At 62.7% G+C, this 25,687-nt stretch carries 28 protein-coding genes and 1 pseudogene; 9 read left to right on the forward strand and 20 right to left on the reverse strand.

Annotated features, from left to right (window positions below; genetic code table 11):
- Window positions 1-27: 27 nt before the first annotated feature.
- Window positions 28-354 carry a metalloregulator ArsR/SmtB family transcription factor gene (locus EOA78_RS01245; protein ID WP_127313515.1) on the reverse strand — a complete coding sequence of 109 codons (327 nt, stop codon included), beginning with the start codon at window positions 352-354 and terminating at the stop codon, window positions 28-30.
- Window positions 355-417: 63 nt separating this feature from the next.
- Window positions 418-1,827: a LysM peptidoglycan-binding domain-containing protein gene (locus EOA78_RS01250; RefSeq protein ID WP_127313516.1), complete on the reverse strand. Its 1,410-nt coding sequence runs from the start codon at window positions 1,825-1,827 to the stop codon at window positions 418-420.
- Between the two features lie 147 nt (window positions 1,828-1,974).
- On the opposite strand from EOA78_RS01250, the gene EOA78_RS01255 reads away from it, so the two are divergent.
- Window positions 1,975-2,586, forward strand: coding sequence for a TIGR00730 family Rossman fold protein (locus EOA78_RS01255; protein WP_029354434.1), 612 nt, complete (start codon window positions 1,975-1,977; stop codon window positions 2,584-2,586).
- Window positions 2,587-2,649: 63 nt separating this feature from the next.
- On the opposite strand, the gene EOA78_RS01260 is transcribed toward EOA78_RS01255, so the two are convergent.
- Entirely contained in the window at window positions 2,650-4,002 is a 1,353-nt protein-coding gene (locus EOA78_RS01260; protein WP_127313517.1) for a sorbosone dehydrogenase family protein, read from the reverse strand.
- A 209-nt stretch (window positions 4,003-4,211) separates the two neighbouring features.
- Here EOA78_RS01260 and EOA78_RS01265 point away from each other — a divergent pair, with 209 nt between their 5' ends.
- A complete protein-coding gene (locus EOA78_RS01265) occupies window positions 4,212-5,213 on the forward strand; it encodes a transporter (protein ID WP_127313518.1) in 1,002 nt (333 codons plus the stop codon).
- Here EOA78_RS01265 and rarD read toward each other — a convergent pair.
- The 9 genes from rarD to EOA78_RS36785 form a co-directional block, all read right to left on the reverse strand.
- Window positions 5,188-6,123: an EamA family transporter RarD gene (gene rarD / locus EOA78_RS01270; RefSeq protein ID WP_127313519.1), complete on the reverse strand. Its 936-nt coding sequence runs from the start codon at window positions 6,121-6,123 to the stop codon at window positions 5,188-5,190. The two genes, EOA78_RS01265 and rarD, sit on opposite strands and share 26 nt — an antisense overlap.
- 136 nt (window positions 6,124-6,259) lie before the next feature.
- Window positions 6,260-6,628 (reverse strand): hypothetical protein, encoded by a 369-nt coding sequence (locus tag EOA78_RS01275; RefSeq protein WP_127313520.1) that lies wholly within the window; start codon window positions 6,626-6,628, stop codon window positions 6,260-6,262.
- Between the two features lie 173 nt (window positions 6,629-6,801).
- Window positions 6,802-8,418, reverse strand: coding sequence for a citramalate synthase (gene cimA / locus EOA78_RS01280; RefSeq protein ID WP_127313521.1), 1,617 nt, complete (start codon window positions 8,416-8,418; stop codon window positions 6,802-6,804).
- A gap of 2 nt (window positions 8,419-8,420) precedes the next feature.
- Window positions 8,421-9,377, reverse strand: a complete 957-nt coding sequence (gene pip, locus EOA78_RS01285; protein ID WP_127313522.1) for a prolyl aminopeptidase — start codon at window positions 9,375-9,377, stop codon at window positions 8,421-8,423.
- Window positions 9,374-9,850 (reverse strand): GFA family protein, encoded by a 477-nt coding sequence (locus EOA78_RS01290; RefSeq protein ID WP_127313523.1) that lies wholly within the window; start codon window positions 9,848-9,850, stop codon window positions 9,374-9,376. The genes pip and EOA78_RS01290 overlap by 4 nt, the downstream gene beginning before the upstream one ends.
- Window positions 9,847-10,338: a GFA family protein gene (locus EOA78_RS01295; protein ID WP_127313524.1), complete on the reverse strand. Its 492-nt coding sequence runs from the start codon at window positions 10,336-10,338 to the stop codon at window positions 9,847-9,849. The genes EOA78_RS01290 and EOA78_RS01295 overlap by 4 nt, the downstream gene beginning before the upstream one ends.
- A gap of 4 nt (window positions 10,339-10,342) precedes the next feature.
- A complete protein-coding gene (locus tag EOA78_RS01300; protein WP_127313525.1) occupies window positions 10,343-10,729 on the reverse strand; it encodes a VOC family protein in 387 nt (128 codons plus the stop codon).
- Window positions 10,726-12,198 (reverse strand): cysteine--tRNA ligase, encoded by a 1,473-nt coding sequence (cysS, locus tag EOA78_RS01305; protein ID WP_127313526.1) that lies wholly within the window; start codon window positions 12,196-12,198, stop codon window positions 10,726-10,728. Before cysS ends, EOA78_RS01300 begins: the two co-directional genes overlap by 4 nt.
- A gap of 316 nt (window positions 12,199-12,514) precedes the next feature.
- Window positions 12,515-13,165: an SOS response-associated peptidase gene (locus tag EOA78_RS36785; protein WP_245477084.1), complete on the reverse strand. Its 651-nt coding sequence runs from the start codon at window positions 13,163-13,165 to the stop codon at window positions 12,515-12,517.
- A gap of 122 nt (window positions 13,166-13,287) precedes the next feature.
- Between EOA78_RS36785 and EOA78_RS01320 the strand changes: the two genes are divergently transcribed.
- From EOA78_RS01320 to EOA78_RS01335, 4 genes are all read left to right on the forward strand, one after another.
- Window positions 13,288-13,707, forward strand: coding sequence for an NUDIX hydrolase (locus EOA78_RS01320; protein ID WP_127313527.1), 420 nt, complete (start codon window positions 13,288-13,290; stop codon window positions 13,705-13,707).
- A 48-nt stretch (window positions 13,708-13,755) separates the two neighbouring features.
- Window positions 13,756-14,133, forward strand: coding sequence for a TIGR02301 family protein (locus tag EOA78_RS01325; RefSeq protein ID WP_127313528.1), 378 nt, complete (start codon window positions 13,756-13,758; stop codon window positions 14,131-14,133).
- Between the two features lie 314 nt (window positions 14,134-14,447).
- On the forward strand, window positions 14,448-14,705 hold the full coding sequence (locus tag EOA78_RS01330) for a hypothetical protein (RefSeq protein WP_077381793.1): 258 nt from the start codon (window positions 14,448-14,450) through the stop codon (window positions 14,703-14,705).
- A gap of 102 nt (window positions 14,706-14,807) precedes the next feature.
- A complete protein-coding gene (locus EOA78_RS01335) occupies window positions 14,808-15,611 on the forward strand; it encodes a hypothetical protein (protein WP_164783593.1) in 804 nt (267 codons plus the stop codon).
- Window positions 15,612-15,735: 124 nt separating this feature from the next.
- Here the strand turns inward: EOA78_RS01335 and EOA78_RS01340 are convergent, their stop codons facing one another.
- Entirely contained in the window at window positions 15,736-17,067 is a 1,332-nt protein-coding gene (locus EOA78_RS01340; RefSeq protein WP_127313530.1) for a dihydroorotase, read from the reverse strand.
- 83 nt (window positions 17,068-17,150) lie between these two features.
- Here EOA78_RS01340 and EOA78_RS01345 point away from each other — a divergent pair, with 83 nt between their 5' ends.
- Entirely contained in the window at window positions 17,151-18,029 is an 879-nt protein-coding gene (locus tag EOA78_RS01345; RefSeq protein ID WP_127313531.1) for a folate-binding protein YgfZ, read from the forward strand.
- On the forward strand, window positions 18,029-18,667 hold the full coding sequence (locus tag EOA78_RS01350; RefSeq protein WP_127313532.1) for an HD family hydrolase: 639 nt from the start codon (window positions 18,029-18,031) through the stop codon (window positions 18,665-18,667). Before EOA78_RS01345 ends, EOA78_RS01350 begins: the two co-directional genes overlap by 1 nt.
- Window positions 18,668-18,796: 129 nt before the next feature.
- Here EOA78_RS01350 and EOA78_RS01355 read toward each other — a convergent pair whose 3' ends face one another.
- Entirely contained in the window at window positions 18,797-19,687 is an 891-nt protein-coding gene (locus EOA78_RS01355; RefSeq protein ID WP_127313533.1) for a fatty acid desaturase family protein, read from the reverse strand.
- 111 nt (window positions 19,688-19,798) lie between these two features.
- Between EOA78_RS01355 and EOA78_RS01360 the strand changes: the two genes are divergently transcribed.
- Window positions 19,799-20,728: a LysR substrate-binding domain-containing protein gene (locus EOA78_RS01360; protein ID WP_127313534.1), complete on the forward strand. Its 930-nt coding sequence runs from the start codon at window positions 19,799-19,801 to the stop codon at window positions 20,726-20,728.
- An 11-nt stretch (window positions 20,729-20,739) separates the two neighbouring features.
- On the opposite strand, the gene EOA78_RS01365 is transcribed toward EOA78_RS01360, so the two are convergent.
- The 6 genes and pseudogenes from EOA78_RS01365 to EOA78_RS01390 form a co-directional block, all read right to left on the reverse strand.
- Window positions 20,740-21,108 (reverse strand): hypothetical protein, encoded by a 369-nt coding sequence (locus EOA78_RS01365; protein WP_127313535.1) that lies wholly within the window; start codon window positions 21,106-21,108, stop codon window positions 20,740-20,742.
- Between the two features lie 112 nt (window positions 21,109-21,220).
- Window positions 21,221-21,427: pseudogene (locus tag EOA78_RS36790) on the reverse strand (DUF3303 family protein); the annotation flags it as partial.
- Between the two features lie 87 nt (window positions 21,428-21,514).
- Window positions 21,515-22,978, reverse strand: coding sequence for a RimK family protein (locus tag EOA78_RS01375; RefSeq protein WP_127313536.1), 1,464 nt, complete (start codon window positions 22,976-22,978; stop codon window positions 21,515-21,517).
- On the reverse strand, window positions 22,975-24,081 hold the full coding sequence (locus EOA78_RS01380; protein WP_127313537.1) for a peptidase C39 family protein: 1,107 nt from the start codon (window positions 24,079-24,081) through the stop codon (window positions 22,975-22,977). The genes EOA78_RS01375 and EOA78_RS01380 overlap by 4 nt, the downstream gene beginning before the upstream one ends.
- A 197-nt stretch (window positions 24,082-24,278) precedes the next feature.
- Window positions 24,279-25,073: an anti-sigma factor gene (locus EOA78_RS01385; RefSeq protein WP_127313538.1), complete on the reverse strand. Its 795-nt coding sequence runs from the start codon at window positions 25,071-25,073 to the stop codon at window positions 24,279-24,281.
- Window positions 25,070-25,588 carry an RNA polymerase sigma factor gene (locus EOA78_RS01390; protein WP_127313539.1) on the reverse strand — a complete coding sequence of 173 codons (519 nt, stop codon included), beginning with the start codon at window positions 25,586-25,588 and terminating at the stop codon, window positions 25,070-25,072. The genes EOA78_RS01385 and EOA78_RS01390 overlap by 4 nt, the downstream gene beginning before the upstream one ends.
- Between the last annotated feature and the right edge of the window lie 99 nt (window positions 25,589-25,687).

The raw sequence follows: 25,687 nt of genomic DNA on the forward strand, positions 1-25,687 counted from the left end.
CGCGGTCCTTCGATTCGGGATCATGATCTAGCGGCCGGAGCAGCACGAATTGACGAGCGCGGTTAGCGATGCGGAAACATCGGCGAGCGCATCGCTGTCGACTTCATAGCGCGAGCGTTGCCGGTCCGGCTCGTAGCGGACGAGCCCGGCATCGACCAATATCCTCAGATGCTGCGAAACCGTGGACTGCGCCAGGTCGAGATGGGCGACAACCTCCCGGCAGCAGCAGGAGCGGCTGGCCGAAAGGTGCCTGAGGATCTCGATCCGGGCCGGATGCGAAAGCGCGGCGAGCTTCGCGGCGACGGATTGGCTGTCGGCGAAGCCGCAAGTCTTCTCGGTCAAGGGAGCATTCATCGTTTATCGGCGATAGACGATGAACGAACTTTCCGCAAGAGGGCGGAAAGAAGAAAAGGATTTCTAATCGGCCTTTGTCGGGGCCGTCGTCATCTGATCGCCCATCGCCTTGAGATTGGCGGCTTCGCCTTCCTGCGATTTTTCCGGGACCTTGAACACCTGCCCCGGCCAGATGCGGTCGGGATTCCTGATCTGATCCTGATTGGCGAGGTAGATCGTCGAATAGCGCATGCCTTGGCCATAGACGCGCCGCGAGATCTGCCACAGCGTATCGTGGCGGCGGATAATAACGGCGCTGTCGGCGTGTTCGAGCTTCGGCGCCGCGGTCTCGGGAATTTCAGCCGATGTGGCGGCAACTGCGGGCGCTTCGGCTACGGGTGCAGCAGGCGCGCCAGCGGCGGGGGATGGCGTGGTAGGCTTCTGCTCGGCGGGCGCCACGGCGGCGACCGACTCGCCCGGCTCGCGCTCGAACGGCACGGCGGCGCGGGCCACCACCTTGACCCCGTCGGCATCGAGCGCATCGACACGGATAGTGTAGGTGCCGACCGGAATGTTGCGCGTCGCCTCGACCAGGAAATGGCTGTCGGGTGAAGTCTTCGCGTCGCCGAGCAAGATATCGTTGGCATAGGCGCGCACCTTGCGGCCGGGATCGGCGAGCCCGGCGACGAAGATCTTGTTGCCGTCGATCTCGATGGCTTCGACGACGATCTTTGGCCCTGCAACTGGTGTCGCCGGTGCGACAGGCATGTCCGGAGTCGGCGCGGGGGCGACTTCGGCAGTGGCCGGCGCCGTGGCAGCCGGTGCGCCTGGGGCCGGTGCTGCGGCAGCGGGGTCCCCGGCAGCGGAGTCCTCGGCAGCCGGGGCGGCCGCCTTGTCGCCAACAGGCGCTTCAGGCTTCTTCTCGGGTGTAGGAACGGTGAGCAGTTCTGACGGCTTGCCCGGCTCCTCGATCATCGCCAGCACCTGGCCAGCAGGACTCTGGGGAATCGAGACGACGGCTGTCTGCGCCGAAGGGGTCACGACATTGCCGGTCATTGAGCGCAGCGCGATCGTGTAATCGCCGGGTTTCAGCGGATCGTCGAGAACGATGGCAAACGCACCATCGGCGCCGGCGACCGTCGAGCCGAGAACCGTCGAACCATTGAGAATATCGACCTTGGCGTTGGGTGCGGCATTGCCGGCGACGACGATAGAGCCCTTGATCTCGACCCGAACAATATCGAAGGTCGGCGCGATCGCATCGGCCGTGGCCGGCGCTGCCGGTGCCATCGCATCTGTGGCCGGCGCGGGCGAAACCGATCCATCGGTCCCCGGGTTGGCCGGCTTCTCCGCCGGCGGCGTCAGCGATGCCACTTCCGCCGGTGGCGCGCGATTGAGATACGGGTCGAGCGCGCCCGATACATAGGCGGTTCCCGCCGCGGCGACGGAGCCGCCGACGGCGAACAAAAGCGCCTTTACTGGATTAATTGTCATATTTCCCTGCCCTTAGCCACCTAATGCCGGTCTAGCCTGTTTTGCCCAAACCGACAAGAAAAAGGGGGCCGACAAGAAAAAGGAGGCCAGCAAGAAAAAGCCCGCCCGGGCTTGACCGCGAATAAAGACCCAATCACCAATCATCTCATGAACACGATTCGATCCATCTGCGTCTATTGCGGCTCGTCTCCAGGCCGCGATGAAACCTATGCCAAGGCCGGACACCTCCTTGGGCGTTCGATCGCCAAGTCCGGCCTGCGTCTGATCTATGGCGGCGGCACCAGGGGCATCATGGGAGCCGTTGCCGAAGGGGCGTTGCGGGCCGGCGGCAAGGTGACGGGCATCATTCCGCGCTTCCTGATCAACAGGGAGGCCACCGAAACCGCGCTTAACCGGCTCGACGAGCTCGTGATCACCGACAACATGCACGAGCGTAAGCATACGATGTTCGAGAAATCCGACGCGTTTGTGGCGCTGCCGGGCGGCATCGGCACGGTCGAGGAAATCATCGAGATCATGACCTGGGGCCAGCTCGGCCATCATCGCAAACCGATCGTCTTCGGCAACGTCGGGGGATTCTGGGATCCGATGCTGGCGCTGCTCGACCATATGATGGCCGAAGGCTTCATCCACACCGCGCAGCGGGTCAAGCCGCTGGTGGTCGACGATCCGGAAGCCATCGTCGCCGCCATCATAGTCGCCGGATCATCGGTCGACGCACCGACCGAAGGTGTGCAGTCGGTAATCGACAAGCTTTAGGGGAGTAAGGCAATAGGGCAGTAGGGCAGTAGGTAGTGAAAGCCGCGCTCATGAAGCGCGATCCTATTCCCCTACTCCCCCCGCAAGTCGGCGACTTGCCCGGCGGACCCGCCAGATGACATTGCCGACATCGTCGGCGACGAGCAGTGCGCCGGTCCGATCGATCACAACGCCGACCGGACGGCCCATCGCCTTGCTATCACGCCCGATGAAGCCAGCGAGCACATCTTTTGGGGGACCGCTCGGTTTACCATCGCGGAACGGCACGAAGATCACCTTGTAACCGCTGAACACGCTTCTGTTCCACGAGCCGTGCTGGCCGACGAAGGCGCCGTTGCCGTAGGCCGGGCCCAGCGACGTGCCTTTGGAGAAGGTCAGTCCCAGCGAGGCGGTATGGGAACCCAGCGCATAATCGGGCTTGACCGCCCTCGCCACGAGATCGGGGCGCTGCGGCTTGACGCGTTCGTCGATGTTCTGCCCGAAATAGCTGTAGGGCCAGCCGTAAAAAGCGCCGTCACGAACCGAGGTCATGTAATCCGGGACGAGATCGTCGCCGATCTCGTCCCGCTCGTTCACGGCGACCCAAAGCTCGCCAGTTTCAGGGTTCCACGACAGCCCGTTCGGGTTGCGCAGCCCTGACGCGAAGACCCGGGTGCGGCGGGTCGACCGGTCCACTTCAAGGACGGCGGCGCGGTTCCTCTCCGCGGCCATGCCGTTTTCTCCAACGTTGCTGTTGGAGCCGACAGTGACATAGAGCTTGCGTCCATCCGGACTTGCGATCACGTCCTTGGTCCAATGATGGTTGAGATCTCCGGCCGGCAAGTCAACGATCTTTTCCGGCGGCGTTGTGACTCGGGTCTGGCCATTGGAGTAGGGGAAAGCGACGAGCGCGTCGGTATTCGCGACATAGAGCTTGCCTTTGGACAGCGTCATACCGAAGGGTGAATTGAGGCCTTCCGCGAACGTCCTGCGCACATCCGCAATGCCGTCGCCATTGGTGTCGCGCAGGAGCGTGATGCGGTTGGCGCTTTTGGTCGCGGCGCCGGCGCGCTTCATAGCCAGGTCCATGAAGACCTTTCTAAGGCTGAAACCTTCGTCATGCTTGGCAGGGGCGTTGGTTTCGGCAACCAGCACGTCGCCGTTCGGAAGCACGTGCAGCCAGCGCGGATGGTCGAGGCCGGTGGCGAAGGCGTTCACCGTCAGCCCGGCCGCCGGGGTTGGCATGCCACCTTTCTGCCAGCCTTTCGCCTCGGCGATGTTGACGGTCGGGATCAGCGTCGGTCTTGGTTTCGGTAAAGTGGGGTTGGGGCCATAGCCGGTTATTGCCCCCGTTTTCTGCGCCGAAAGGCCAGCGCAGCTCGCCATGACGGCTCCCAATACCGCTATGACTACGCTTCGTGCGAAGCCGGCACGCATCGGACGTCCTCCACATGGATTTACGTGGTGCTCTTTGCGTAAACGCAAGTCAACGGCGTATTATTCCAGATTGCCTCCCAAACAGCGGCGTTGTAGGCGCGCCTCGGATAACAATCGAAACCGTCACGCGAAACCGGTTCGCCCGTGCTAGTGATCACAGTCTGGTCGCCGCCGCGCGGCGGCGTATTCGAGACACTGGCGACGCGACCATGAACATCACTCTCAACCCGGAAGGCACCGACCTATCGCCTTATCTGCCCGACGAGCACGGGCTGTTCTTCATCTATCACTTCACCGCCGAAGGTGCGCGAACCAAAGACCCGGGCGCAACACACTGGACCTGGCGCAGCTACCAGCTTTCCGACATGCGCGCCCGCCACGAGATCGCCACCGAGCCGGCTTTGCCGCCACCGGTGCGCGATGCCTTCCTGACGGCCGGCCATGGCTGCCACATCGACTTCGATGGCGACTGGCTCTACGGCGACCTGCCGGACCTGCGCCACGACTATTCGGCGGAGGCGCGCGGGCTCGGCCATTTCCGCTTCGCCCTTAACAACACGATGCTGATCGGCGGCCGCAAGCAACCGCTGCAATCTGTCGACAATATCCGCAAGGCGATCGACAACGGATCGCGCAAGTTCCGCTCTCCGGCCGAGCTGATCGAGGCTGTCATGGGCCAGTCGCTCGACGGCATGACGACGGAACTCGGTGGCCTTAGCGACACGCTCGACGGCATCGAGGACCGCATCGTCTGCGACGCATGGCACAATGAGCGGCAGGCGCTGGTCGATGCGCGCCGGCAACTGGTGGTGATCCACCGGCAGATGGCGACGCTAACCAGCCTGTTCCGCCATCTCGACCATTCGCACCGCGCCGATTTGCCTGATACAATCAACGACATGGCGGCACGGCTTTCGCACCGCGCCCATACATTGCATCATGACGGCGAGCAATTGCAGGCACGTGCCCGGCTCCTGCAGGACGAGCTGATGGCCAAGCTAACGACGCAGTCGAACCAGTTACTCTACATGCTGTCGGTGATGACCGCGGTGCTGTTGCCGATGACGATCATCTCCGGCCTGTTCGGCATGAATGTCGGGGGGCTGCCGCTGGTCGACACGCCGATGGGCTTTTGGGTGGCGTCGGCGATATCGCTGGTCGTCGCGGCGGTCGTCTATCTGTTCGTCAGGCGGCTGGGGCGCGGGGTGTAGGACCGGGCTTGCGCGCCGAAGAAAACATCGACCAGGAGTAGATCGCCAGCGCCGTCCAGATCAGGCCGAAGGCGATGGCCTGGGTGCTGCCGAAGGGTTCGCCGAAAATCAGCACGGCGATCAGGAACACAATGGTCGGCGCGATATACTGCATGATGCCGATGGTGGAGAGACGCAACAGCCTGGCGCCGAAGGCAAATAGCAGCAGCGGTATGGCGGTGACCGGGCCGCAGCCGATCAGCAATGCGGTATCGTTCAGGGAACTGGAGACGAAATGGTCCTGCCCGGTGACGATGAGGAAGATGATGTAGCCGAGCGCCGGCACCGACAGCAACAGCACCTCGAGCAAAAAGCCCTGGCTGGGACCGATTGGCAGCGTCTTGCGGAAAAAGGCATAGGCGGCAAAGGAAAACGCCAGCACCAGCGACACCCAGGGCAGCTTGCCGGCGTCGATCGTCAGCACCGCGACCGCGATGGCCGCCAGCACCACCGCCGCGATTTGCAGCCTGTCGAGCCGCTCGCCAAGCAGCAGCGCACCGACAACGACGCTGACAAGCGGGTTGATGTAATAACCAAGCGCGGTCTCGATGGTGCGGTCGACCGCGATCGCCCAGACATAGATGCCCCAGTTAACCGAAATCAGCGCCGCCGTCAGCGCCGCCATCGAAATGATGCGCGGCGAACGGATTGCGGCCTTGAAGTCCGCGGTGCGGCCGGCCCAGACCAAAACGGCGGCGGCAATCGGCACCGACCAGACGATGCGGTGCGCGATGACTTCGGCCAGCGGCAGATGCGCGACAGCCTTCATGTAAAAGGGCAGCAGCCCCCACAGGAGATAGGCGCCCAGGGCCAACAGAAAGCCACGCCGGGCATTTGAGTCTGCTTCGAGCTGGATTGCTTGCGTGGGCATGGCCCAACGCTATGCGCCAGCCGCCGGGCCAAGACCATCGCAAAGTTCTGATGGATCAATGGACTTTCGCTGATGGTTCAAGAGGCCAACCCGGCGTTTTCCACCATATTCGTTTGAAAGACGCGAAGCTCGCGTGTCACTTGGCTTCGGGTGCAGGCACCAGCTCCATGAATTCCGCTTCGGCGGTGTTGTGACGAAAGCCTGTCACGCATTCTGCCACCTGGAGCGGAATGTCTGCGATAAAGTCTATCGCGGCGGCACCTGCGTCCTCGCGATCCTGGTCGGCGAAGCGCGCGCGGCGGATCTCTTCGTAACAGGATGGAAGGTTTCCCGTCGCTTCAAGATTGCGTGCGCCGTCGGCGCTGGTATGTCGTATGCTCCAGACTTCGTGCCCATCGCGCCACTGCTCGGCCCATTGCAGCATGACCGTATCGATATTGTGAACGACGACCACATCCCTGCCAGTCGAAAGGCTAGCCATGCGCCTCTCGTCCACCAGGTCCATGTTCACGTCGTTAAAAATGACGACTGACCAATTTTGGCCGACCACGACACCACTACAGTCAAAATCAAAAACCTCGTCCGACTGTCCCGGTCTGGGCCAAGCCAAAAGCCAATGCCGCCTTTGCGAGCGGGAGACCGTGGAATGCAATCCAACTTATCGAGAAGCCCATTTCGTCACTCCGCCGCCGCCAGCCCGGCCATATCACGGTTCTTCATCAGCTTATAGACGATGGAATCCATCAGCGCCTGGAACGAGGCGTCGATGATGTTTTCGGAGACGCCGACCGTCCACCAGCGGGCGCCGGTTGCGTCATGCGATTCGATCAGCACGCGGGTGATCGCCTCGGTGCCGCCATTGAGGATGCGCACCTTGAAGTCGGCGAGTTCGAGATCGGCGATCTCGTTCTGGAATTTTCCGAGATCCTTGCGCAGCGCGATGTCAAGCGCATTGACCGGGCCGTGTCCTTCGGCCACCGACATCTTCTCCTCACCGTCGACCAGCACCTTGACGATCGCCTCCGAGACCGTCTTCAGCTGGCCGTTGGCGTCGAAGCGGCGCTCGACCATGCAGCGGAACGAGGTGACGCTGAAGAATTCCGGCAGGCCGTGCAGCATCTTGCGCGCCAGCAGCTCGAAGCTGGCATCGGCGCCTTCATAGGCATAGCCCTCGGCCTCGCGCTCCTTGACCACTGATATCAGCGCGTCGAGCCGGTGATCGTCCCGCGGCATGTCGATGCCGCGCCGTTTCAGCTCGGCGAGGAAATTTGCCTTGCCGCCCTGGTCCGAGACCATGACGCGGCGGCGGTTTCCAACCGCTTCCGGCGGCACATGCTCGTAGGTGGCCGGCTCCTTGGCCAGCGCCGAGGCATGGATGCCGGCCTTGGTGGCGAAGGCGGAAGCGCCGACATAGGGCGCCTGCGCTTCCGGCGCGCGGTTCAGCAATTCGTCAAAGGCCCGGGAAAGGCGCGATATTCCGGCCAACGCTTCGGCCGAAATGCCTGTCTCGAAGCGGTTGGAAAAGGCCGGCTTCAGCGCCAGCGTCGGCACGATCGAGATCAGATTGGCGTTGCCGCAGCGCTCGCCGATGCCGTTCAGCGTGCCCTGGATCTGGCGCACGCCGGCCTCGACGGCGGCCAGCGAATTCGCCACCGCCTGGCCGGTGTCGTCATGGGCATGGATGCCGAGATGGTCTCCGGGAATGCCTGAGGCGATGACCTTCTCGACGATGGCGCGCATTTCCGACGGCTGCGTGCCGCCATTGGTGTCGCACAGCACCACCCAGCGCGCGCCGGCCTCGTAAGCGGTCCTGGCGCAGGCCAGCGCATAATCGGGATTGGCCTTGAAACCGTCGAAGAAGTGTTCGCAGTCGACCATCGCCTCTTTGCCGGCAGTGACGGCCGCCTCGACCGAGGCCTTGATCGCTTCGAGGTTTTCCTCGTTCGTGCAGCCCAGCGCGATGCGGACATGGTAGTCCCAGCTCTTGGCGACAAAGCAAATGGCGTCCGACTTCGACTGGACCAATGCGGCAAGGCCTGGATCGTTCGAAGCCGACACCCCTGCCCGCTTGGTCATGCCGAAGGCGACGAATTTAGCGCTCGCCGTGCGGTGCTCGGCGAAGAAGGCGGTGTCGGTCGGGTTGGCGCCGGGATAGCCGCCCTCGACATAGTCCATGCCGAACTCGTCGAGCAGCCCGGCGATGGCGATCTTGTCCTCGACTGAAAAGTCGATACCCGGCGTCTGCTGGCCATCACGCAGTGTCGTGTCGAAGAGATAGAGGCGCTCGCGGCCCATGATCATTTCCCCGCAAACCGATCCGTCGCCCGGATCAGCCGGTCGAGGATGCCCGGCTCCGAATAGGCATGGCCGGCGCCCTCGATCAGGTGGAAATCCGCTTTCGGCCACGCCTTGTGCAGCGCCCAGGCATAGCGCGCCGGGCACGGCATGTCGTAGCGGCCATGAATGATGGTGCCGGGGATGTCCTTCAACTTGAAGGCATCACGCAGCAGCTGCCCTTCCTCCAGCCAGCCGGCATGGACGAAATAATGGTTCTCGATGCGGGCGAAGGCGACGGCGTAGTCGTCTTCCCCAAACGGGCTGCTGGTCTCCGGATCGGGCAACAGCGTGATCGTCTCGCCCTCCCACAGGCTCCAGGCGCGGGCGGCCTCGATCTGTGCCTTGCGGTCGCCGCCGACCAGCCGCTTGCGATAGGCGGCCATCATGTCGCCGCGCTCGGCCTCGGGGATCGGCGCCAGGAAGCGCTCCCATTTGTCGGGGAACATTTCCGAGACGCCGAACTGGTAATACCATTCGAGCTCCGCGCGCGTCAGCGTGTAAATGCCGCGCACGACCAGTTCGCTAACGCGTTCGGGGTGCGTCTCGGCGTAGGCCAACGCCAGTGTCGAGCCCCACGAGCCGCCGAACACCAGCCATTTGTCGAAGCCGCACATGTCGCGCAGGCGCTCGATGTCGGCGATCAGGTGCCAGGTGGTGTTGGCCTCGAGCGAGGCATTGGGCGTCGATTGTCCGCAGCCTCGCTGGTCGAACAGGATGACATCGTAGAGCTTCGGATCGAACAGCCGCCGGTGCTTCGGGGAAATGGTGCCGCCCGGTCCGCCATGCAGGAACACGGCCGGCTTGGCACCCTTGGTGCCGGAACGCTCCCAGTAGACCTGATGGCCATCGCCGACATCGAGCATGCCGGACTCGAAGGCTTCGATCTCCGGATAGAGGGTGCGCAGTTCACTGCTCATAATTTCAGGCCCTGCTGCGGCCAATTGGCCGTCTCGTGATCCGGATGCTGGAAGGAGATGATCGATTCCTGCCGGGTGTAGTAGTCGGGATCGTCATGGACCGGCGCGTCGAAGATCTTCTCCACCCAGGGCAGCCGGGCGGCGTAGTTGACCTGGATCTGCGGCGCGAGGTCGGAGCGGTCGTCAAAAGCGCCGATGGCGATCTCAAGTCCGCCGGGCTGCCTGTAGGTCAGCGGCGTGCCGCATCGGGCGCAGAACCCGCGATCGATATTGACCGATGACTGAAAGTAGCTCGGCTCCTCACGGACCCATTCGACGCCGTCCTTGGGCACCGTCACCAGCGCGCCGAAGAAGGAACCAAACTGCTTCTGGCACATACGGCAATGGCAGATGGACGGGCGCCCAAGCGCCCCACGGATGCGGAAACGCACGGCGCCGCACTGGCAGCCGCCGGTTCGAACGGTTTCGGTCATGATCTTTCCTCCGGCGGCCATTGTTCGGTGTCGTGGTCGGGATGCTGGTAGGAGACGAGATCGGCGAGATAGGAGGCTGACGAGATATCAGCCATCGTGTCCTCGCCGGGCAATTCGTGGATGCGGTCGACATAGGGGAGCTTTGCTTCGGTACCCCACTGGATGGTCGGCGCGATCTCCTGCGGAGCGTCGAAGGCGGCGATGGCGAGCGCGATACCGTCGGGCGCCTCGAAAGTCAGCGGCGTGCCGCAATCGGCGCAGAAACCGCGCAACGCGGCGTTGGACGAGCGGAAGCGTTTGGGCTCGCCGCGTGTCCAATCGAGTCTTGCGCCACGCACCGACACCAGCGGCAGGTAGAAATTGCCGCTTGCCTTCTGGCACATGCGGCAATGACAGACGGAGGCGTCACCCAGCGCGCCTTCGACACGGAAGCGCACGGCGCCGCACTGGCAACCGCCTGTGTAGACTGGTCTGTTGTCCAGGCTCATTGCTTCACTCCGCGGCATGGCAGACGGCTTCGATATTGTTGCCGTCGGGGTCGAAGACAAAGGCGCCATAGTAGTTCGCATGATAGTGCGGACGCAGGCCTGGGCCGCCATTGTCCTTACCGCCGGCGGCGATGGCGGCTGCGTAGAAGGCATCGACCTCGGCGCGGCTGCGCGCAGTGAAGGCGACGTGCTGACGGTCCTTCGGCTTGTCCTTGCCTTGATGCAACCAGAACACCGGCCGGTCCCGGCCATAGCCGCCGACCTTGGCGCCGCCGGTGTATTCCTGCGGCACCATGTAGAGGAGCGCGGCACCGAGGGGCGCCATCGCCTTGCCATAGAACGCCTTGGAAGCGTCGAAATCGGAAACGGTGATGCCAAGATGATCGATCATCTTTTTACCTCCCAGGTGGTGATGCGGGCGCTGGTGACGGGGTCCTTGCCGTCCTTCAACTGGATACCTTGCGCCAGCAATTCGGCACGGATGCGGTCGGCCTCGGCCCAATTTCCAGCAGCGATGAGGGTCAGGCGTTTGGCGATCGACTTGGCGATGGCGTCTTCCTCGACCTTGGCCGGCGCGACGTCAAAGCCGAGGAACAACAGTGCCGCCTTCAGCGAAGCGGCAGCATCGTTGCCCGCTGCGGCAGCGTTGCCGCCAGCAGCAGCACTGAAATCTACAGCCTCACCGGCCAACTGCGTCAGCACCTGGAACGCGGAATAGGTTGCGAGATCGTCCGACAGGGGTTCCACCACTTCCACCGGCAATTGCTTTGCCGCCGCCGGTGCCAGATCCGCCGCCCGCTTCCATTTGCGCAGCGTATTTTCCGCCTCTTCCAGCTTGCGCACGGAAAAGTCGATCGGCTCGCGATAATGCGTCATCAGCATCGCCAGCCTGAGCACCTCGCCCGGCCATTTGCGGCCGCCAAAGGTATCCGTCTCCAGCAACTCGTTGATCGAGTAGAAGTTGCCCAGGCTCTTGGACATCTTCTGCCCCTCGACCTGCAGGAAGCCGTTGTGCATCCACACTTTGGCCATCACATCGGTGCCGTGGGCGCAGCGCGACTGGGCGATCTCGTTCTCGTGGTGCGGGAAGATCAGGTCGAGCCCGCCGCCATGGATGTCGAAGACCTCGCCGAGATAGGCGGCCGACATCGCCGAGCACTCGATATGCCAGCCCGGCCGGCCCCTGCCCCACGGGCTGTCCCAGCCCGGCTCTTCCGGCGAGGACAGCTTCCACAGCACGAAATCGCCAGGGTTCTTCTTGTGGGGATCGACGGCGACGCGAGCGCCCGCCTGCTGTTCGTCGAGATTGCGCTTCGACAATTCGCCGTAGTCTGGCATCGAGGCCGTGTCGAACAGAACTTCGCCTGCCGCAACATAAGCATGGCGGCGGTCGATCAACCGTTGAATCAAGGAGATCATGTCGACTTTGCCATCGGCGCGCGGCTCGACGAATTCAGTGGCGCGCGGCTCGACCGTCGGCTCCAGGCAGCCGAGCGTCGCCACATCCTTGTGGAACTGGTCGGCGGTTTTTTCGGTGACCCGCCGGATCGCCTCGTTCAGCGACAGCTTTCCCGCGGCAATTTCGCCGCCGAAATCGCGCAGTGCGCGGTCATTGATCTTGTCGTCGACATCCGTGATGTTGCGCACATAGGTGACGTGCGCTTGCCCGTAGAGATGGCGCAGCAGACGGAACAGCACGTCGAAGACGATCACCGGCCGCGCGTTGCCGATATGGGCAAAGTCGTAGACCGTCGGGCCGCAGACATACATGCGCACATTGCGCGGATCGATCGGGAAGAAATCCTCCTTGGTCCGCGTCAGCGTGTTGTAGAGGCGCAGGCCCTTCGATGCGTCAGACATTCGTGCCTTCCCGGTGCGTTACCTTTTGGTTGGGGCCACTTGCGCTGAGACGCAAATCAGGCACCAGCCTGCTGGCCGGGGCGTTTGTCCACTCTAGAAGGAAGATAGGCGAAAACGTCCGGACCAGCGCGAAGCTAGCCAATAATGCAGATGCCACAAATGGCGAAAGACGTTCTCATGAGCGGCTTTATCGCCTCACCCAGTGTTGCCGTCAAGTCGCAACTTTCGGCAAAAGAGTCGCCGGATCACAGGTAATGACGCAGTGAAACATTTTATTAAACATCTCGGCACAGTCATGAAACATTCGCCGGCTAGATCACCAGTTGTCACGATTTGGTCGGATTCGACCAGCAAACGCGGACACGAAGACGTTACCAGGGAAGAGAAAAATGCTCCGAACCAAGCAGGACTCCAGCAGCGCGAAGCAACCGGCGCTCGCCAGCCAATACCGGGCGATCGGCCCGGCCGCGATCGTCGCCGCCCTTCTCCATACCGCGAAGAAGAAAAAGCCGGCGCAAAAGATCACATCGCCGCGCGCTGCCTGATGTGACGTCAGCCCGGCGAAGGCGACAAGCCCGCCATGCCTCGGCCGCACCCAATAGGGCTGCCCCCTCTTGCCGCCTGATTGACGCCATTCGTAGAAGCCGGAAGCCGGCACCAAAGCGCGGCGATGGCGCATGGCGGTGCGAAACGAGGCCTTTTCCGTTGCTCCCTCCGAGCGCGCATTGAACAGCAGCGGAAACTCACGCGTGTCCTTCACCCAGGCCGGGATCAGCCCCCAACGCACCAGCATCGACTGCCGGTCGGACAGATTTGAGCCCGGCGCCTGCGGCAAGCCTGCAATCGCCATCAGGACCGGCTGCGTCGGCGCGATGTTGTATCGGGCCGGAAAATCCTCCAGCTCCGCCAGACCGAGAAAAGCGGCAGTCTGGCCCGGCGTGGCGGTCAAGGCAAAGCGTCCGCACATAAGCTAAACTCGTTGAAACGGTCGGAGCGAAGGTGGCGATGGAACCGGCGTTGCGCAACCGATAATGCTTCTTCACGCCGACCGCTCCACAACCGGCTGCAGCGAATGACGATCGGAGATCCATGGACGAGATGCGCAAGATACTCCCGGCTGTCTCGGTCGCCATTGTCCGCGGCGACACGGTGCTGCTGGTCAAGCGGGCGCGGCAGCCTTCGCAAGGATTTTACGCGTTTCCAGGCGGCAAGGTCGAGGCCGGCGAAACGCTGGAACAAGCCGCGCAACGCGAATTGCTGGAGGAAACCGGGTTGCATGCGCACAACTACCGCGCACTTCGGGAAATCCACATCGACGGCCACAGCGACGGGCACCCGGTCGACTATCTGCTGACGGTGTTCGGCGCCACCTATGCCGGCGGCGAGCCCGTGGCCAGCGACGACGCCGAGAACGCCGCCTTCTATACGCTCAGCGAAATGACGGCTCTGCCGCTTGCCGCTTCGGTGTTTGCCGTTGCCGAAGAATTGCTCAGAAATGCAGGGGCGTAACCTCCAAAATCGCCTTGCAGGCGACAGATTGTTTGGCCACATAGACTTATGATCCGCGCATCGCTTTTCCTTGCAGCTTGCCTCGCCGCCAGTACGGCAATCGGGGCGCGGCCGGCTCTGGCCGCCGAGTCGCCGTTCGAGCCGGGGCTGATGCGGCTGGCGGAGGTGCTTGGATCGCTGCATTTCCTGCGTAATCTGTGCGGCGAGAAGGGCGACCAGTGGCGGGTCGAGATGGAGAAGCTGATTGCTTCGGAAAATCCGGACCCGGAGCGGCGCGCCCGCTTCATCGCCAGCTTCAACCGCGGCTACCGCTCCTTCGGCGGCACCTACACGCAGTGTACCGCCTCGGCGACCGAAGCCATCAGCCGCTATATGAAGGAAGGCGAAACGCTCTCGCGCGACATCGCCTCGCGCTACGGCAACTGACCTGACACCTCGCCGCTTGTATCCGGGGGCGTCTTAGTGCAATCCTTGTGTTGCACTTTTGCAACGGTATTAACGAAACGTTACGGCGCGGATGCGGAATTAACTCAAACTGAAGGTTTTCATCCCGCTCGCCGGCCTAATCGGCTAAGTTTGAATCGGATCGAACGCAGGTTTGCAAAACGTGACGAGCCCTTGTCGAAACGACCCTAGAAATGTCGTATTTACAAGTACTTACTTAACCTGCGTGTAAAAAGGGACAGCCCAAGCCTGATCCGTATCTGCCGGATCGCCGCTTGAAAAGGGTGGACATCGCAATGGAACATGGCGTCAACGACATCGACGCGCTGGTCAGGGAAGAAAAGCGCCTGACCGCCGTGGAAAGCCACAGCGAGGCCTGGGCGGAAGGGCTTTCGGCTGGAATCGAGCCGGAAATCATCGCCGAGGCGGCCCTTGAAACGGCGTTCGGTGAAATGCTGCGCGCCAATGGCGAGACCTCGGCCCTTGCCCTGCTCGACCGCATGCGTGAAAAGGTGATAGCCGGGGCCTTCGAACCAGGACGGCTGCGGCACTGAACCGGCATCAGGCTCTTTGACGACGGCGTGCCGCTAGGGCGGTCATGCCCCGGGCACCTGGGCGGGCCTAGGCATCTGGACGGAATCATGGAGAGGCAGGCGGTGAATTTTTCGACGTCAGGCCAGCCGCTTGGCTTGGCCCTCAGCATCCGGCTCGTCGCTTTTTGCGCCGCGGTCCCTCTGGCTTTTTGCCTCGCAAACAGCCCTGCCTATGCGCTGAGTGAAATCAAGCGCGAGGACCTGCCCTCGCCAGTCACGCCGCCCGCCGATGACGACATGTCGCCGCCCGGAACCGCGGTGCCGATGCCCGATCCGCTCGGCACGACACCGCCTGCGACCGACCAGCCGAGGCCCCCCGACGAGCGGGAACAGGTCGAACCGGAGGGGCCAAAAGACGATGGTGGCATGGCCAATCCGCAAGCCGATCCGGATGAACCCTTGCCCGAGGTTGTCTACGATCTCGGCAAGCTGCCGGAGCCGGTCAGGCGCATGCACGATTTGATCCTCGAGGCCTGCAAGAGCGGCGACATCGAAAAGCTCCGGCCGTTGATCGGCCAGGGCGATACGATGACCCAATTGTCGCTGAGCGAGATCGAAGGCGACCCGATCACCTTCCTGAAAGGTCTTTCGGGCGACACGGAAGGCCAGGAGATCCTCGCCATCCTGGAAGAGGTGCTCAGTGCCGGCTATGTCCATGTCGATGCCGGCACGCCGCAGGAGCTCTATGTCTGGCCATATTTCTTCGCGCTGCCGCTGGACAAACTCGACGCCAGGCAGCGGGTCGAGCTGTTCAAGATCGTCACCGCCGGCGACTATGACAGCATGAAGCAGTTCGGCGCCTACATCTTCTACCGCGTCGGCATCACGCCGGACGGACAGTGGACGTTCTTCGTCGCCGGGGATTGAGCGGCATTGCCCTTTCCTACCCTCAAGCCCGCTTAGAGCATCGGAGTGGGTCCCCGCTTTGGGAAAGCCGATGCTCAAAGAAATAGATAGACCGGCGGTCCAATCGATTTGAAGGTCCGCCGCTCTAGACCGGCAGCGCCTCGGAAAACTCCACAGCCTTGCCCTGCCCTGGCGTGACGATCTCGCCCTCCCACATCACGCGGCGGCCGCGCACGACTGTTCCGACCGGCCACCCGGTTACTTCTCTGCCGTCATAGGGCGTCCAGCCGGCCTTGGAGCCGGCCTGCGCATTGGTGATGGTTTCGCGGCGCTTCAGATCGACGATGGTGAAATCGGCGTCGTAGCCGGCGGCGATGCGGCCTTTCCTGGCCATGCCGAAGATACGCTGCGGGCCGTGGCTGGACAGGTCGACGAAACGTTGCAACGTCAGCCGGCCGGCATTGACGTGATCCAGCATGATCGGCACCAGTGTCTGCACGCCGGTCATGCCGGACGGCGAGGCCGGATAGAGTTTTGCCTTCTCCGCCAGCGTGTGCGGGGCGTGGTCGGAACCCAGCACATCGACAATGCCTTGTGCAATGCCGTGCCAGATGCCGTCGTGGTGGCGCGATGCGCGCACCGGCGGGTTCATCTGGATCAGCGTGCCAAGCCGCGCATAATCATCCGCGCTCAGCGTCAGATGATGCGGCGTCACCTCACAGGTCGCGACATCCTTATGCTGTTCGAGGAAGGCAATTTCCTCGGCAGTCGAGATGTGCAGCACGTGGATGCGGGCGCGAACCTGGCGCGCTATCCGCACCAGGCGCTCGGTGCAGCGCAGTGCCGCGATCTCGTCGCGCCAAACCGGATGCGAGGACGGGTCGCCCTCGATGCGTTCCCCGAGCCGCTCGCGCAGCCGGAATTCGTCCTCGGAATGGAAGGCGGCACGGCGGCGCGTATTCCTCAGAATTGAGGCGACGCCCTCATCGTCCTCGACCAAAAGGTGGCCGGTGGACGAGCCCATGAAAACTTTTATGCCGGCAGCACCGGGTAGCCGCTCCAGTTCGCCGGCATCCCCGGCATTGTCGCGGGTGCCGCCGACCCAGAAAGCAAAGTCGCAATGCATGCGGCCGGTGGCGCGCCGAACCTTGTCGGCAAGGGCTGCTTCGCTGGTGGTCAGCGGGTTGGTATTGGGCATCTCGAAGACAGCGGTGACGCCGCCCAGCACAGCTGCCCGCGAGCCCGTCTGCAGATCTTCCTTGTGCTCCAGCCCTGGCTCGCGGAAATGCACCTGGCTGTCGACGACGCCCGGCAGGATGTGCAGGCCGCGACAGTCGACCGTCTCGCCGGCTGATGCCTGGCCGAGATCACCGATAGCGGCGATGCGCCCGCCATTGATGCCGATGTCGCGTCGGCCCTCGCCATCGTGGTTGACCACCGTGCCGCCTGTCAGGATGAGGTCGTAGGTCGTGGCCATGCTAATCCGGTCTCTTGCGGGGGGAGTGTCAGCGGCTTACGTAATGGCCGACTGTTTTGCAAGATCAGGTTCTTTTTTCGCCCATGCCCTTTGCCCAGTTGAAAGACCGCGCCCTCATTTCCGTGTCAGGCCCGGATGCCGAGATTTTTTTGCAGAACATTCTGACCACCGACCTCGACGCACTGGCTGCGGGCGAAGCAAAACCGGGCGCCTTGCTGACGCCGCAAGGCAAGATCCTGTTCGACTTCCTGATCTCCCGCGCTGGCGAGAATTCCTTCCGCCTCGAATGCCGAGCCGATATATCAGACGATTTCATGCGCCGGCTGATGCTCTACAAATTGCGCGCCAAGGTCGAGATCGCCAAGGTAGATCAGGGGCTTGTCACCGTCGCGTGGGGAAGTGATTCAACCACTTCGCAATCCGGCTCAACGCCGGTTGCCGATGCACGGTTCCGAGACGCGTCCGTGACGCGCTGTTATGGCGGCACGGCGCAGGGCGGCGACCCGGCCGCATGGCAGGCTCTGCGCATCGCCCACGGCATTGCCGAAAGCGGCAGCGACTATCAGCTTGGTGAGGCCTTCCCCCATGATGTGCTGCTCGACGAGACCGGCGGCGTCGGCTTCAGGAAGGGCTGCTATGTCGGCCAGGAGGTGGTCTCGCGCATGCAGCATCGTGGCACCGCCAGACGGCGGGTGCTGATCGTTTCGGCCGAACGGCCCCTGCCCGCTCCTGGCGCCGAACTGACAGTGGCCGGGCGACCGGTCGGCACGCTTGGCGCTGTCGCCGGCATGGCAGGCCTCGCCATAGCCCGTATCGACCGCGTCAAGGCAGCGCTCGACGCCGGCCAGCCGATCATGGCGGATGACGTCACTGTGTCGCTCACCATCCCTGCCTGGGCGAAGTTCACTTTTCCGCTGGAGACCGTTGGCCCGCAGGAATCCGTCGGCGCGGAGGAGGCCTGATGGCGGCCGACCGTGCCGGCGCGCCGCCGCGCGCCTGGCAGCGCATGCTGTCGGGCCGGCGGCTCGATCTCCTTGACCCTTCGCCGCTCGATATCGAGATTTCGGACATCGCCCATGGTCTTGCCCGCGTCGCCCGCTGGAACGGCCAGACCAGCGGCGATCACGCCTTTTCCGTCGCCCAGCATTCGCTGCTGGTCGAGGCGCTTTTCGGCGAGCTGGTGCCGGACGCCCCGGCCGACGCGCGGCTGGCGGCTTTGTTGCACGACGCGCCGGAATATGTCATCGGCGACATGATCTCACCGTTCAAATCGGTGATGGGCGGCAGCTACAAGGAGTGCGAGCTGAGGCTGCAGCGCGCCATCCATCTGCGCTTTTCGCTGCCGGTCGAACCTAGTGCGGGCCTGCGCAAGGAGATCAAGCGCGCCGACCAGATCGCCGCCTATTTCGAGGCAACGCTGCTTGCCGGCTTTTCGACCGCCGAGGCGACCGAATTCTTCGGCCGGCCGCGCGGCTTCAATGCCGACCGCTTCGATTTCACCCCGCGTTCGGTGACCTGGGCGCAAAACGCGTTCCTCGAACGGTATGCGGCAATCGAAACAAAACGTCAGTCAACGGTTACGGAACACTTGGCGACGTAAAAGGAACACCACCGCCGCTCTGACACGGCGAAGGCGGATATCGCTCGCCTGCTGAAATCGTTTGCGGCGATCGGGCAATCAGGCCGAGCGCGACAGGGCCGAGCCAGTCACCGGCTCGGCCTGTCGTCATCAGCGCAATGTATCGACATATTTCTCGTGGAAGCGCACGTAACCGGCTTCGATCTCCTTGAGGTGACGCTCTATCAACGCGTGAAACGCCGGCAGTTGATGGAACGGCACACCCGGATAGGCATGATGCTCGGCGTGAAAGGGCATGTTCCAGGCGAGGTTGCGGACAAACCAGTTGGTCAGCGTGGTCCGGGTGTTTTCCAGCATGTTGGCAACAAGCGGACAACGGCCATGTTCGGCCAGGAGATAGAGGCGCAGGAACGGCTGTCCCAAAAGCGCCGGCACGATCCAGACATAGAGCAGCGTCGTTGCCCGGAACCAGACGGCCAGCACCAGCACGACGGCATAGAAGGCAATCATGGCGCGGGCCTCGGCGCGCACCTTGGGCCGGCCTTTCGGCGGCACGTAGCTGTCTCGGCAGCCACCGATCGCGTTGGCGTAGAGCGTCCTGAAGTGGCCCCACCACGTCGGAATGCCGGAGACGTGAACGATATACTGCCGCCAGGTTTCGGGTTTCGGGAAGGCGAGTTCCGGGTCGTTGTCCGGATCCTGGGTGAAGCGGTGATGGGCGAAGTGGAAATAGCGGAACCAGTCAGCCGGCAACGCGATCGCCAGACTGCAGACGCGCGCCACGAAATCGTTCAGCCGCTGTGTTTCGAAAGCCGTGCGATGGACCGTCTCGTGAAGAAGCGTGAACAGGAAAACGATCAGGATACCTTGCGGCAGCATGAGCAGTTGCCAGAACGGCACCTTGGCGATGATCAGCGCACCGATGACCACGATCGCGCCCCAATGGACGGCGAGTTGAAGCAGTCCGAGGCGATCCGACTTGGCGGTCAGCCGATCGCGCTGCTGCTGCGTCAGCGATGCGATCACGTCGCGATGGTTCATGGTGTTCCGTCTCTCATGCTTGCCAATCGAAAGTACCCTAATCGAGGAAATAACTTTCGCAAAACGAGGATTCTTGCCAGATAGATAAGTTTAACTTACCTATTGGTGGATATGGTTGCACTCCCATCCTTGCGCGGACTGCAGGCTTTCGAGGCGGCGGCGCGGCTTGGCAGCTTTGCCGGCGCGGCCGAGGAGCTTTCGGTTTCCGCGGCTGCGGTCAGTCAGCTTATCCGCGCCATCGAGGACCAGGTAGGCCGTAAGCTATTCCATCGGGTCAACCGTCGCATAGTGCTGACTGAGGCCGGCGTCGAGATGCTGCCCCGACTGACCATGGCCTTCCAGGAGATCGGCAACGTGTCGCGTGAGCTTGCTGGCGATTCGTTCCGCCCCCGGTTGGTGGTATCTGTGCCGCCATCGATGGCAATGGGCTGGCTTTCACAACGCCTGGCCGGCTTCGTCGCAAGTAGTGGTGCGGTCGACATATCGCTCAGGGGTGACGACGACCCGGTGCCGTTCGACCGCGAGCTGATCGATCTCAGGCTCTCCTACGGTCCGCACTATCGCGATCACCCCACGCAAGACATCGTCAGGGACGCCGTCTATCCCGTTTGCGCGCCCGGGCTTGCCGGTGCGGTCAAGTCAGACGCCCTCAGCGGCCTGCCGCTGATACACACGGACTGGGGCCCGACGGGGGCGTCCTTTCCGTCCTGGCGAAACTGGTTCGAGGCGGCTGGTATCGAACTCGGCCTCGCTACCCAGCGCGGCCTGTCGGCGAACTCGTCGCGGGCAGCGCTCGACCTTGCCATTTCCGGTCTCGGCGTCGCGCTGGCGCAAGGGATCTATTGCGCCGAGGCGCTGGAAGACGGCAGGCTGATCAGGCCGGTCGCGAGGGTGATCACACTGCGCCAGCCCTATTGCCTGACGATCCCGGAGCGCCGTGCAAGGCGCGACGTGGTGGCATCGTTTCGTGACTGGCTGATCGAGGAATGCCGGCGCGCGGTGGCATCGCCGACGCTCGGGACCGGATCACATCCCGATTGAATGGCCCCGGCCTATATCATCGCCACGAGAGTGGCAAAGCCCATCGCAACAAGTATGGAGATGTAGATCGTGCCGATGGCGGAGCTTTTTGCCTCCATGGCGAGCGCCTGGGTCACCATGCCCGAAGCATGCTCCTGCACGGGATCCGGCTGCGATGCGCCGCCTTGTATGCCTTGAGTTCTCAACCCTTCGACAAAGGATCTCTGGCTCTCGGCAATCCTTGTGCCGTCGGCCGAATAGATTTGTTTCTGTATGCCTTCTTTTGCTCCGACCAGAAAATGCTCTATGGGGCCTTTGGCAAAATCGAAGCCGAAAAGAAAAATTAACAGGCAGAAATAGAGTATTTGACCGCAACTTCCCGACTGAAACAGCTTTATCATCTTGTCAAAATACCGCGAGCAACCCGCAATATAGTCCGGGTTAACATGAAGTGGCTTAACGACGGTTAGGCAGTTCGCTGCAAATTGATCAAACGGCAAGCCGAGACGAGGCTTAGAGGTGTCCGCTCAATTCCTCCACCATGTCCTTGTTCGTCGCCATGGGAACGATCTCGAATTCGACCAGATCCGCCCATTCGACGACCCACCGCTGCAGGAGCGTGACGTCATCGGCCTCCACCAGCAGGAAGCAGCGGCTCCTATCCGCCGCGATCCGGCTGTGGTGCACGAGAAGCGCGTCCGGCTTCAGGCGGCCCTGGTCGCGGAAGCGCCTCTAGATTTCCTTGCGGTCACAGCCGAGAAAATCCTCGGTCACAAAAAACAGCATCTCTGTCCCCCACTCGGATGATTATCGCCCCGGCCGATCGAGCCGCTCCAGGAACCACTGCGTCAGCCGCACCCAGACCTCATCTTTTTCGCCGGAATCCTCCCAGCCATGGTCGAGGTTGGGATTGTCGTTGACCTCGATGACGAAGACGCCGTCCTTGGTTTCCTTTAGGTCCACCCCGTAGAGGCCATCGCCGATACAGCACGCGGCTCTCACCGCCGTCTCGACGACATGGGCCGGCGCCTCTTTCAAGGTAAAGGTCTTGATACCGCCCTGGTCGGGCTTGCCGTTGGCCTTGTGGTTGACGATCTGCCAGTGCTTTTTGGCCATCAGATAGTGCACGGCAAACAAAGGCTGGCCGCCGAGCACGCCGACGCGCCAGTCATATTCGGTCGGAATGAATTTCTGCGCGATCAAGAGATCGGAATCCTCCAGCCATTCGGTGGCTAGCGTCTTCAGCTCCTCGAAGGTGGCGCATTTCTTGACGCCGCGTGAAAACGACGAGTCCGGGATCTTCAGCACCAGCGGAAAGCCCAGCGTCTGCGCCGCGACTTCGAGATCCGAGGTGCCGGCGATCATCACCGTCGGTGGCACCGGAACCTTGTTGTAGGTCATCAGCTCGTTTAGATAGACCTTGTTGGTACAGCGGATCATCGACAGCGGATCATCGATGACAGGCATGCCTTCCTGCTGGGCGCGGCGCGCGAAGCGGTAAGTGTGGTTGGAGATCGAAGTGGTCTCGCGGATGAACAGCGCGTCGTAGTTGGCGAGTTTGGCCAAATCCTTTTTGGTGATCGGCTCGATTTCGACGCCCATCTTTTCGGCGATCTTGGCCCAGTAGCGCAGCGACGAGATCTCCGATGGCGGCAACTCCTCGTGCGGATCGACCAGCGTGGCGAAGGTGTAGCGCGCCGGCGTGCGGCCTTTGGTGTCACGCCACTCGCGGTTGGTGTAGGTCTCGAGGCACTGAAGGAAGCGCTTTTCTTCCTCCTCGGTCATCCTGGCCAGCGGATGGAAGCCGATCTTGCGGATCGACGCCCATTCGGAGCTGTCCGTGATGTGGACTTCCAGTGCCGGCGCGCGAAACCAATCGAACAAAAGCTTGGCAAAGCGATCCCATATCCTCGACGGGCCGATGCCGAAGAAGATGCAGACTTTTTGCGGAAAGGCGCCGCCCAGATCCTTGCGGCACTTGTTGAGCGCGAGTTCCAGCTCCGGCAGCGCGTGATCGTAGAGCTTGCGCTCGGACAGGTCGATCATCGTCTCGACCGTCGGGATGACCTTGTGGCCGCGCGAACCGGCGAGCAGTGAGGCATAGTAGCCGCGGCTTTGGTAGCCGTAATTGTTCGACAGGTTGATGACCTTCGGCCGTTGGCCGCGAAACAGCGCCGGATGGGCAAGATAGTCGCGATTGGTGATGATCTTGTGCGGTGTCGCCACCTGATCTAGATCGTTCTGCCGGCCGGTAAGGATGACCCAGGTCATTGTCTGTCGCGCTTTCCGAGGGTAATGGCGGCACGCAATCCGTCGCGGCCGAACTGCGCCATGTTCATAAAGATGCCGTAAGGCACGGGAATATTGGCGGCATCAAGAATGGTCTCCTGTCTCTCGTCTTCGACCCAGGGATCGTGGATCAGGATATGGTCGCCGTCGTCGCCGATGGCCAGCACCCAGTGCGGAACCTTCTTGCCGAACATCAGGAAGCCGCTGATCAGGACCAACACCAGTTTCCCCTCGGCGATCGCGGTGCGGATATCGTCGATGGCGAATGGACGGTAATTCACCGGGATGCCGTAAAGTTCCGCGCGCCGGCGAAAGTCGACCTGCGCCAGTTCCATCACCCGGCGCTTGTCCTGGCTGCGCACCGACTGCAGGAACAGCGCGCCGTGGAAGGAGACATATATCTCGGCAGAGAGCCCGCTTTCGTGGCCGGCAACGGCGAGGCCGAACGGCTCACAGCCGCCAGGCCCCGACATCATGAAAACGGTGGTCGCCTCGCGCCACAAACGGATTTCCATGACCGGGTCGGGCACGAAGCCGGGCTCGAAATTGGCCATCGCCATCATCAGGCAGCACGGGCCGCAGGTGAATTCGCAGGTCTGCTGGTAGAACGGCACCTTGGTGGCGACCGGAATGTCGCCGCGCAAAGTCTTTTCGTAGCGCAGCGCCGTGGCGCCGTCCTCGTAATAACCCGGTTCGCGGCCGATCTTGCGGTAGCCGTTCTGCTCGTAGATGCGAATGGCTCGGCTGTTGTCCTCGCGCACTTCGAGGCGCAGCATCATGCGGTTGTGTTCGAATGCGGTCTCCTCCGCCGATGCCAGCAGCATGCGGCCAATACCGAGCCCGCCGAAAAAGGGACCGATGGCGATGGAATAGAGCCGCGCGACGCCGCTGCCTTTGCGAAACAGCACGACCGCATAGCCGGCGACGCGGCCGTCGCTTTCGGCAACCAGCAGCTCGGCACTTTCGCGTTCGATCAGCTGGCGAAAGGAGCGGCGGGAAATGCGGTCGCTCGAGAAAACAGCCTTCTCGATGACGGCGAGGTCATCGACGTCGGACGCGCGGGCCTTGCGAATCTCGGCAGGCATGCGGGCTCGGAAAACCTCGATTGGGTTGTGGAAAAGACCCTGGTCAGAAGTGTCGACAACACAGCCGAAGCGCCAGCATCCGTCAAGCGCTATCGCACCTCGATTCGGGCGCAATTGTGACAGTTTCGGCTGGTGCATGACCCCGGAAATCGAAATCGATTTTCGGAAAGGATCATCCACAAAAAAACAGGCGCAGCTCAGCTGGCCAGCCCGGCCAGAAGCTGGCTGTAGGCACTTTTGGCGACCGCAGTCAGCTGCGCGCGCGGCAGCGAGCCGACGACGGCGCAGCCATAGCCCTTGTCCAGCCAGTAGACGGCCTCGGGGCCGTTCTCTTCCGACCCATAGGTGCCCTTGGCCTTCTCGGCCGATTCAGCCGTGACGAACAGCGAGATGCGCTCGCCTTTGTCGTTCTCATAAAGCAGCATCGCGGCCTTGTTCTCGCCAGCGGGCAGCAGCCGGCCGCCGACGAGCTGGAATCCTTGCGCCGCCAGATCCGGTGCGACCAGCTTCAGGCCGATCCGATTGGACAGCCAGGTCTGCAGATGATCCTTGTCGCTGGCGGGCACTTCCACCGCATGCCGCTGCTCGGCGGCATAGATGACATGGGCTGCAATCGCCTGCTCGGCGAGCTGGTCCTCGGCGGGGTCTTCCAGACCGAGATGGTCGATGCCGGCGACATAACCGCCAACACCGCCAATGGCCAGTATCGCCGCTGCGGCAGCCGCCAGCCACCAGCGCGAGCTCAATGGCGCCGTCTTGACCGGCGCCTCGCCGAACACGATCTTCTGCAACCGCGCCGGCACCGGCTCGTCAAGCACGCCGGCGAAGGCGGCACGAAGTGCTGCGCGGTCGGCGACATAGCGGGCGCTCCTCGCCTTCATTTCAGGATTGACGTCGAGCCAGACGTCGTACGCCACGCGCTCGTCAACCGGCAACTCGCCATCGAGGGCCATATGGATGTCGCGTTCGGAAAAATCGCGCTGCCGGGTCATTTCTCGACGATCCTTATCGCCCGGCGACGCGCGGCGTCATCCAGCAGCCCGCGCAACTCATCACGCCCGCGCGCGATGCGCGACATCAGCGTGCCGGCCGGCACGCCGAGGATGGTGGCGGCCTCGGCATAGGAAAAGCCTTCGATGGCGACCATGACCAGTGCTGCGCGCCGATCGGGGCTGATCGCCTGCAACGCGTCGATAATCTCGCGCGAGGCGATGCTCTCCACCTGCTCGGCTGGCGCTGCCTGCGCCTCGCTCGCCTCCAGCGGCAGCATCGCGGCTTCGCCGCGCCGGTTCACCTTGCGCATCTGATCGATGAACAAATGATGCATGATCGTAAACAGCCACCTCCTGGGGCTTTCTCCAGTCTGCCAATTGTCGAGCCGCACAAGCGCCCGTTCGAGACAGTCCTGAACGAGATCGTCGGCGGAATCGCGGTCGCGCAGCAACGAGCGCGCATAACGGCGCAGGCGTGGTATTTCGCCAAGGATTGCTGCCTTCTTTTCGTCCATGACCGCTGGTTTTCGAGGTCGCCTTGTTCATTTCGATTGAACGCGCCTTCAAGGCGCGGCGCAAGCGGCCAGCGCGAAGCGGTCCGCCGCCCCGGTCAC

Origin of the sequence: Mesorhizobium sp. M5C.F.Cr.IN.023.01.1.1 (assembly GCF_003997585.1) — a bacterium.
Taxonomy (GTDB): domain Bacteria; phylum Pseudomonadota; class Alphaproteobacteria; order Rhizobiales; family Rhizobiaceae; genus Mesorhizobium; species Mesorhizobium wenxiniae.

Bases quoted from the DNA above. Each gene is read 5' to 3' on its own strand.
- EOA78_RS01390 (WP_127313539.1), bottom strand. From the start codon at position 25,588: ATGGACGAAAAGAAGGCAGCAATCCTTGGCGAAATACCACGCCTGCGC.
- EOA78_RS01350 (WP_127313532.1), top strand. From the start codon at position 18,029: ATGGCGGCCGACCGTGCCGGCGCGCCGCCGCGCGCCTGGCAGCGCATG.
- EOA78_RS01265 (WP_127313518.1), top strand. From the start codon at position 4,212: ATGAACATCACTCTCAACCCGGAAGGCACCGACCTATCGCCTTATCTG.
- EOA78_RS01275 (WP_127313520.1), bottom strand. From the start codon at position 6,628: ATGGACCTGGTGGACGAGAGGCGCATGGCTAGCCTTTCGACTGGCAGG.
- EOA78_RS01325 (WP_127313528.1), top strand. From the start codon at position 13,756: ATGATCCGCGCATCGCTTTTCCTTGCAGCTTGCCTCGCCGCCAGTACG.
- pip (WP_127313522.1), bottom strand. From the start codon at position 9,377: ATGAGCAGTGAACTGCGCACCCTCTATCCGGAGATCGAAGCCTTCGAG.
- cysS (WP_127313526.1), bottom strand. From the start codon at position 12,198: ATGTCTGACGCATCGAAGGGCCTGCGCCTCTACAACACGCTGACGCGG.
- EOA78_RS01260 (WP_127313517.1), bottom strand. From the start codon at position 4,002: ATGCGTGCCGGCTTCGCACGAAGCGTAGTCATAGCGGTATTGGGAGCC.
- EOA78_RS01330 (WP_077381793.1), top strand. From the start codon at position 14,448: ATGGAACATGGCGTCAACGACATCGACGCGCTGGTCAGGGAAGAAAAG.
- EOA78_RS01355 (WP_127313533.1), bottom strand. From the start codon at position 19,687: ATGAACCATCGCGACGTGATCGCATCGCTGACGCAGCAGCAGCGCGAT.
- EOA78_RS36785 (WP_245477084.1), bottom strand. From the start codon at position 13,165: ATGTGCGGACGCTTTGCCTTGACCGCCACGCCGGGCCAGACTGCCGCT.
- EOA78_RS01250 (WP_127313516.1), bottom strand. From the start codon at position 1,827: ATGACAATTAATCCAGTAAAGGCGCTTTTGTTCGCCGTCGGCGGCTCC.
- EOA78_RS01320 (WP_127313527.1), top strand. From the start codon at position 13,288: ATGGACGAGATGCGCAAGATACTCCCGGCTGTCTCGGTCGCCATTGTC.
- EOA78_RS01245 (WP_127313515.1), bottom strand. From the start codon at position 354: ATGAATGCTCCCTTGACCGAGAAGACTTGCGGCTTCGCCGACAGCCAA.
- EOA78_RS01385 (WP_127313538.1), bottom strand. From the start codon at position 25,073: ATGACCCGGCAGCGCGATTTTTCCGAACGCGACATCCATATGGCCCTC.
- EOA78_RS01365 (WP_127313535.1), bottom strand. From the start codon at position 21,108: ATGATAAAGCTGTTTCAGTCGGGAAGTTGCGGTCAAATACTCTATTTC.
- rarD (WP_127313519.1), bottom strand. From the start codon at position 6,123: ATGCCCACGCAAGCAATCCAGCTCGAAGCAGACTCAAATGCCCGGCGT.
- EOA78_RS01255 (WP_029354434.1), top strand. From the start codon at position 1,975: ATGAACACGATTCGATCCATCTGCGTCTATTGCGGCTCGTCTCCAGGC.
- EOA78_RS01360 (WP_127313534.1), top strand. From the start codon at position 19,799: ATGGTTGCACTCCCATCCTTGCGCGGACTGCAGGCTTTCGAGGCGGCG.
- EOA78_RS01295 (WP_127313524.1), bottom strand. From the start codon at position 10,338: ATGAGCCTGGACAACAGACCAGTCTACACAGGCGGTTGCCAGTGCGGC.
- EOA78_RS01340 (WP_127313530.1), bottom strand. From the start codon at position 17,067: ATGGCCACGACCTACGACCTCATCCTGACAGGCGGCACGGTGGTCAAC.
- EOA78_RS01380 (WP_127313537.1), bottom strand. From the start codon at position 24,081: ATGCCTGCCGAGATTCGCAAGGCCCGCGCGTCCGACGTCGATGACCTC.
- EOA78_RS01375 (WP_127313536.1), bottom strand. From the start codon at position 22,978: ATGACCTGGGTCATCCTTACCGGCCGGCAGAACGATCTAGATCAGGTG.
- EOA78_RS01290 (WP_127313523.1), bottom strand. From the start codon at position 9,850: ATGACCGAAACCGTTCGAACCGGCGGCTGCCAGTGCGGCGCCGTGCGT.
- cimA (WP_127313521.1), bottom strand. From the start codon at position 8,418: ATGGGCCGCGAGCGCCTCTATCTCTTCGACACGACACTGCGTGATGGC.
- EOA78_RS01345 (WP_127313531.1), top strand. From the start codon at position 17,151: ATGCCCTTTGCCCAGTTGAAAGACCGCGCCCTCATTTCCGTGTCAGGC.
- EOA78_RS01300 (WP_127313525.1), bottom strand. From the start codon at position 10,729: ATGATCGATCATCTTGGCATCACCGTTTCCGATTTCGACGCTTCCAAG.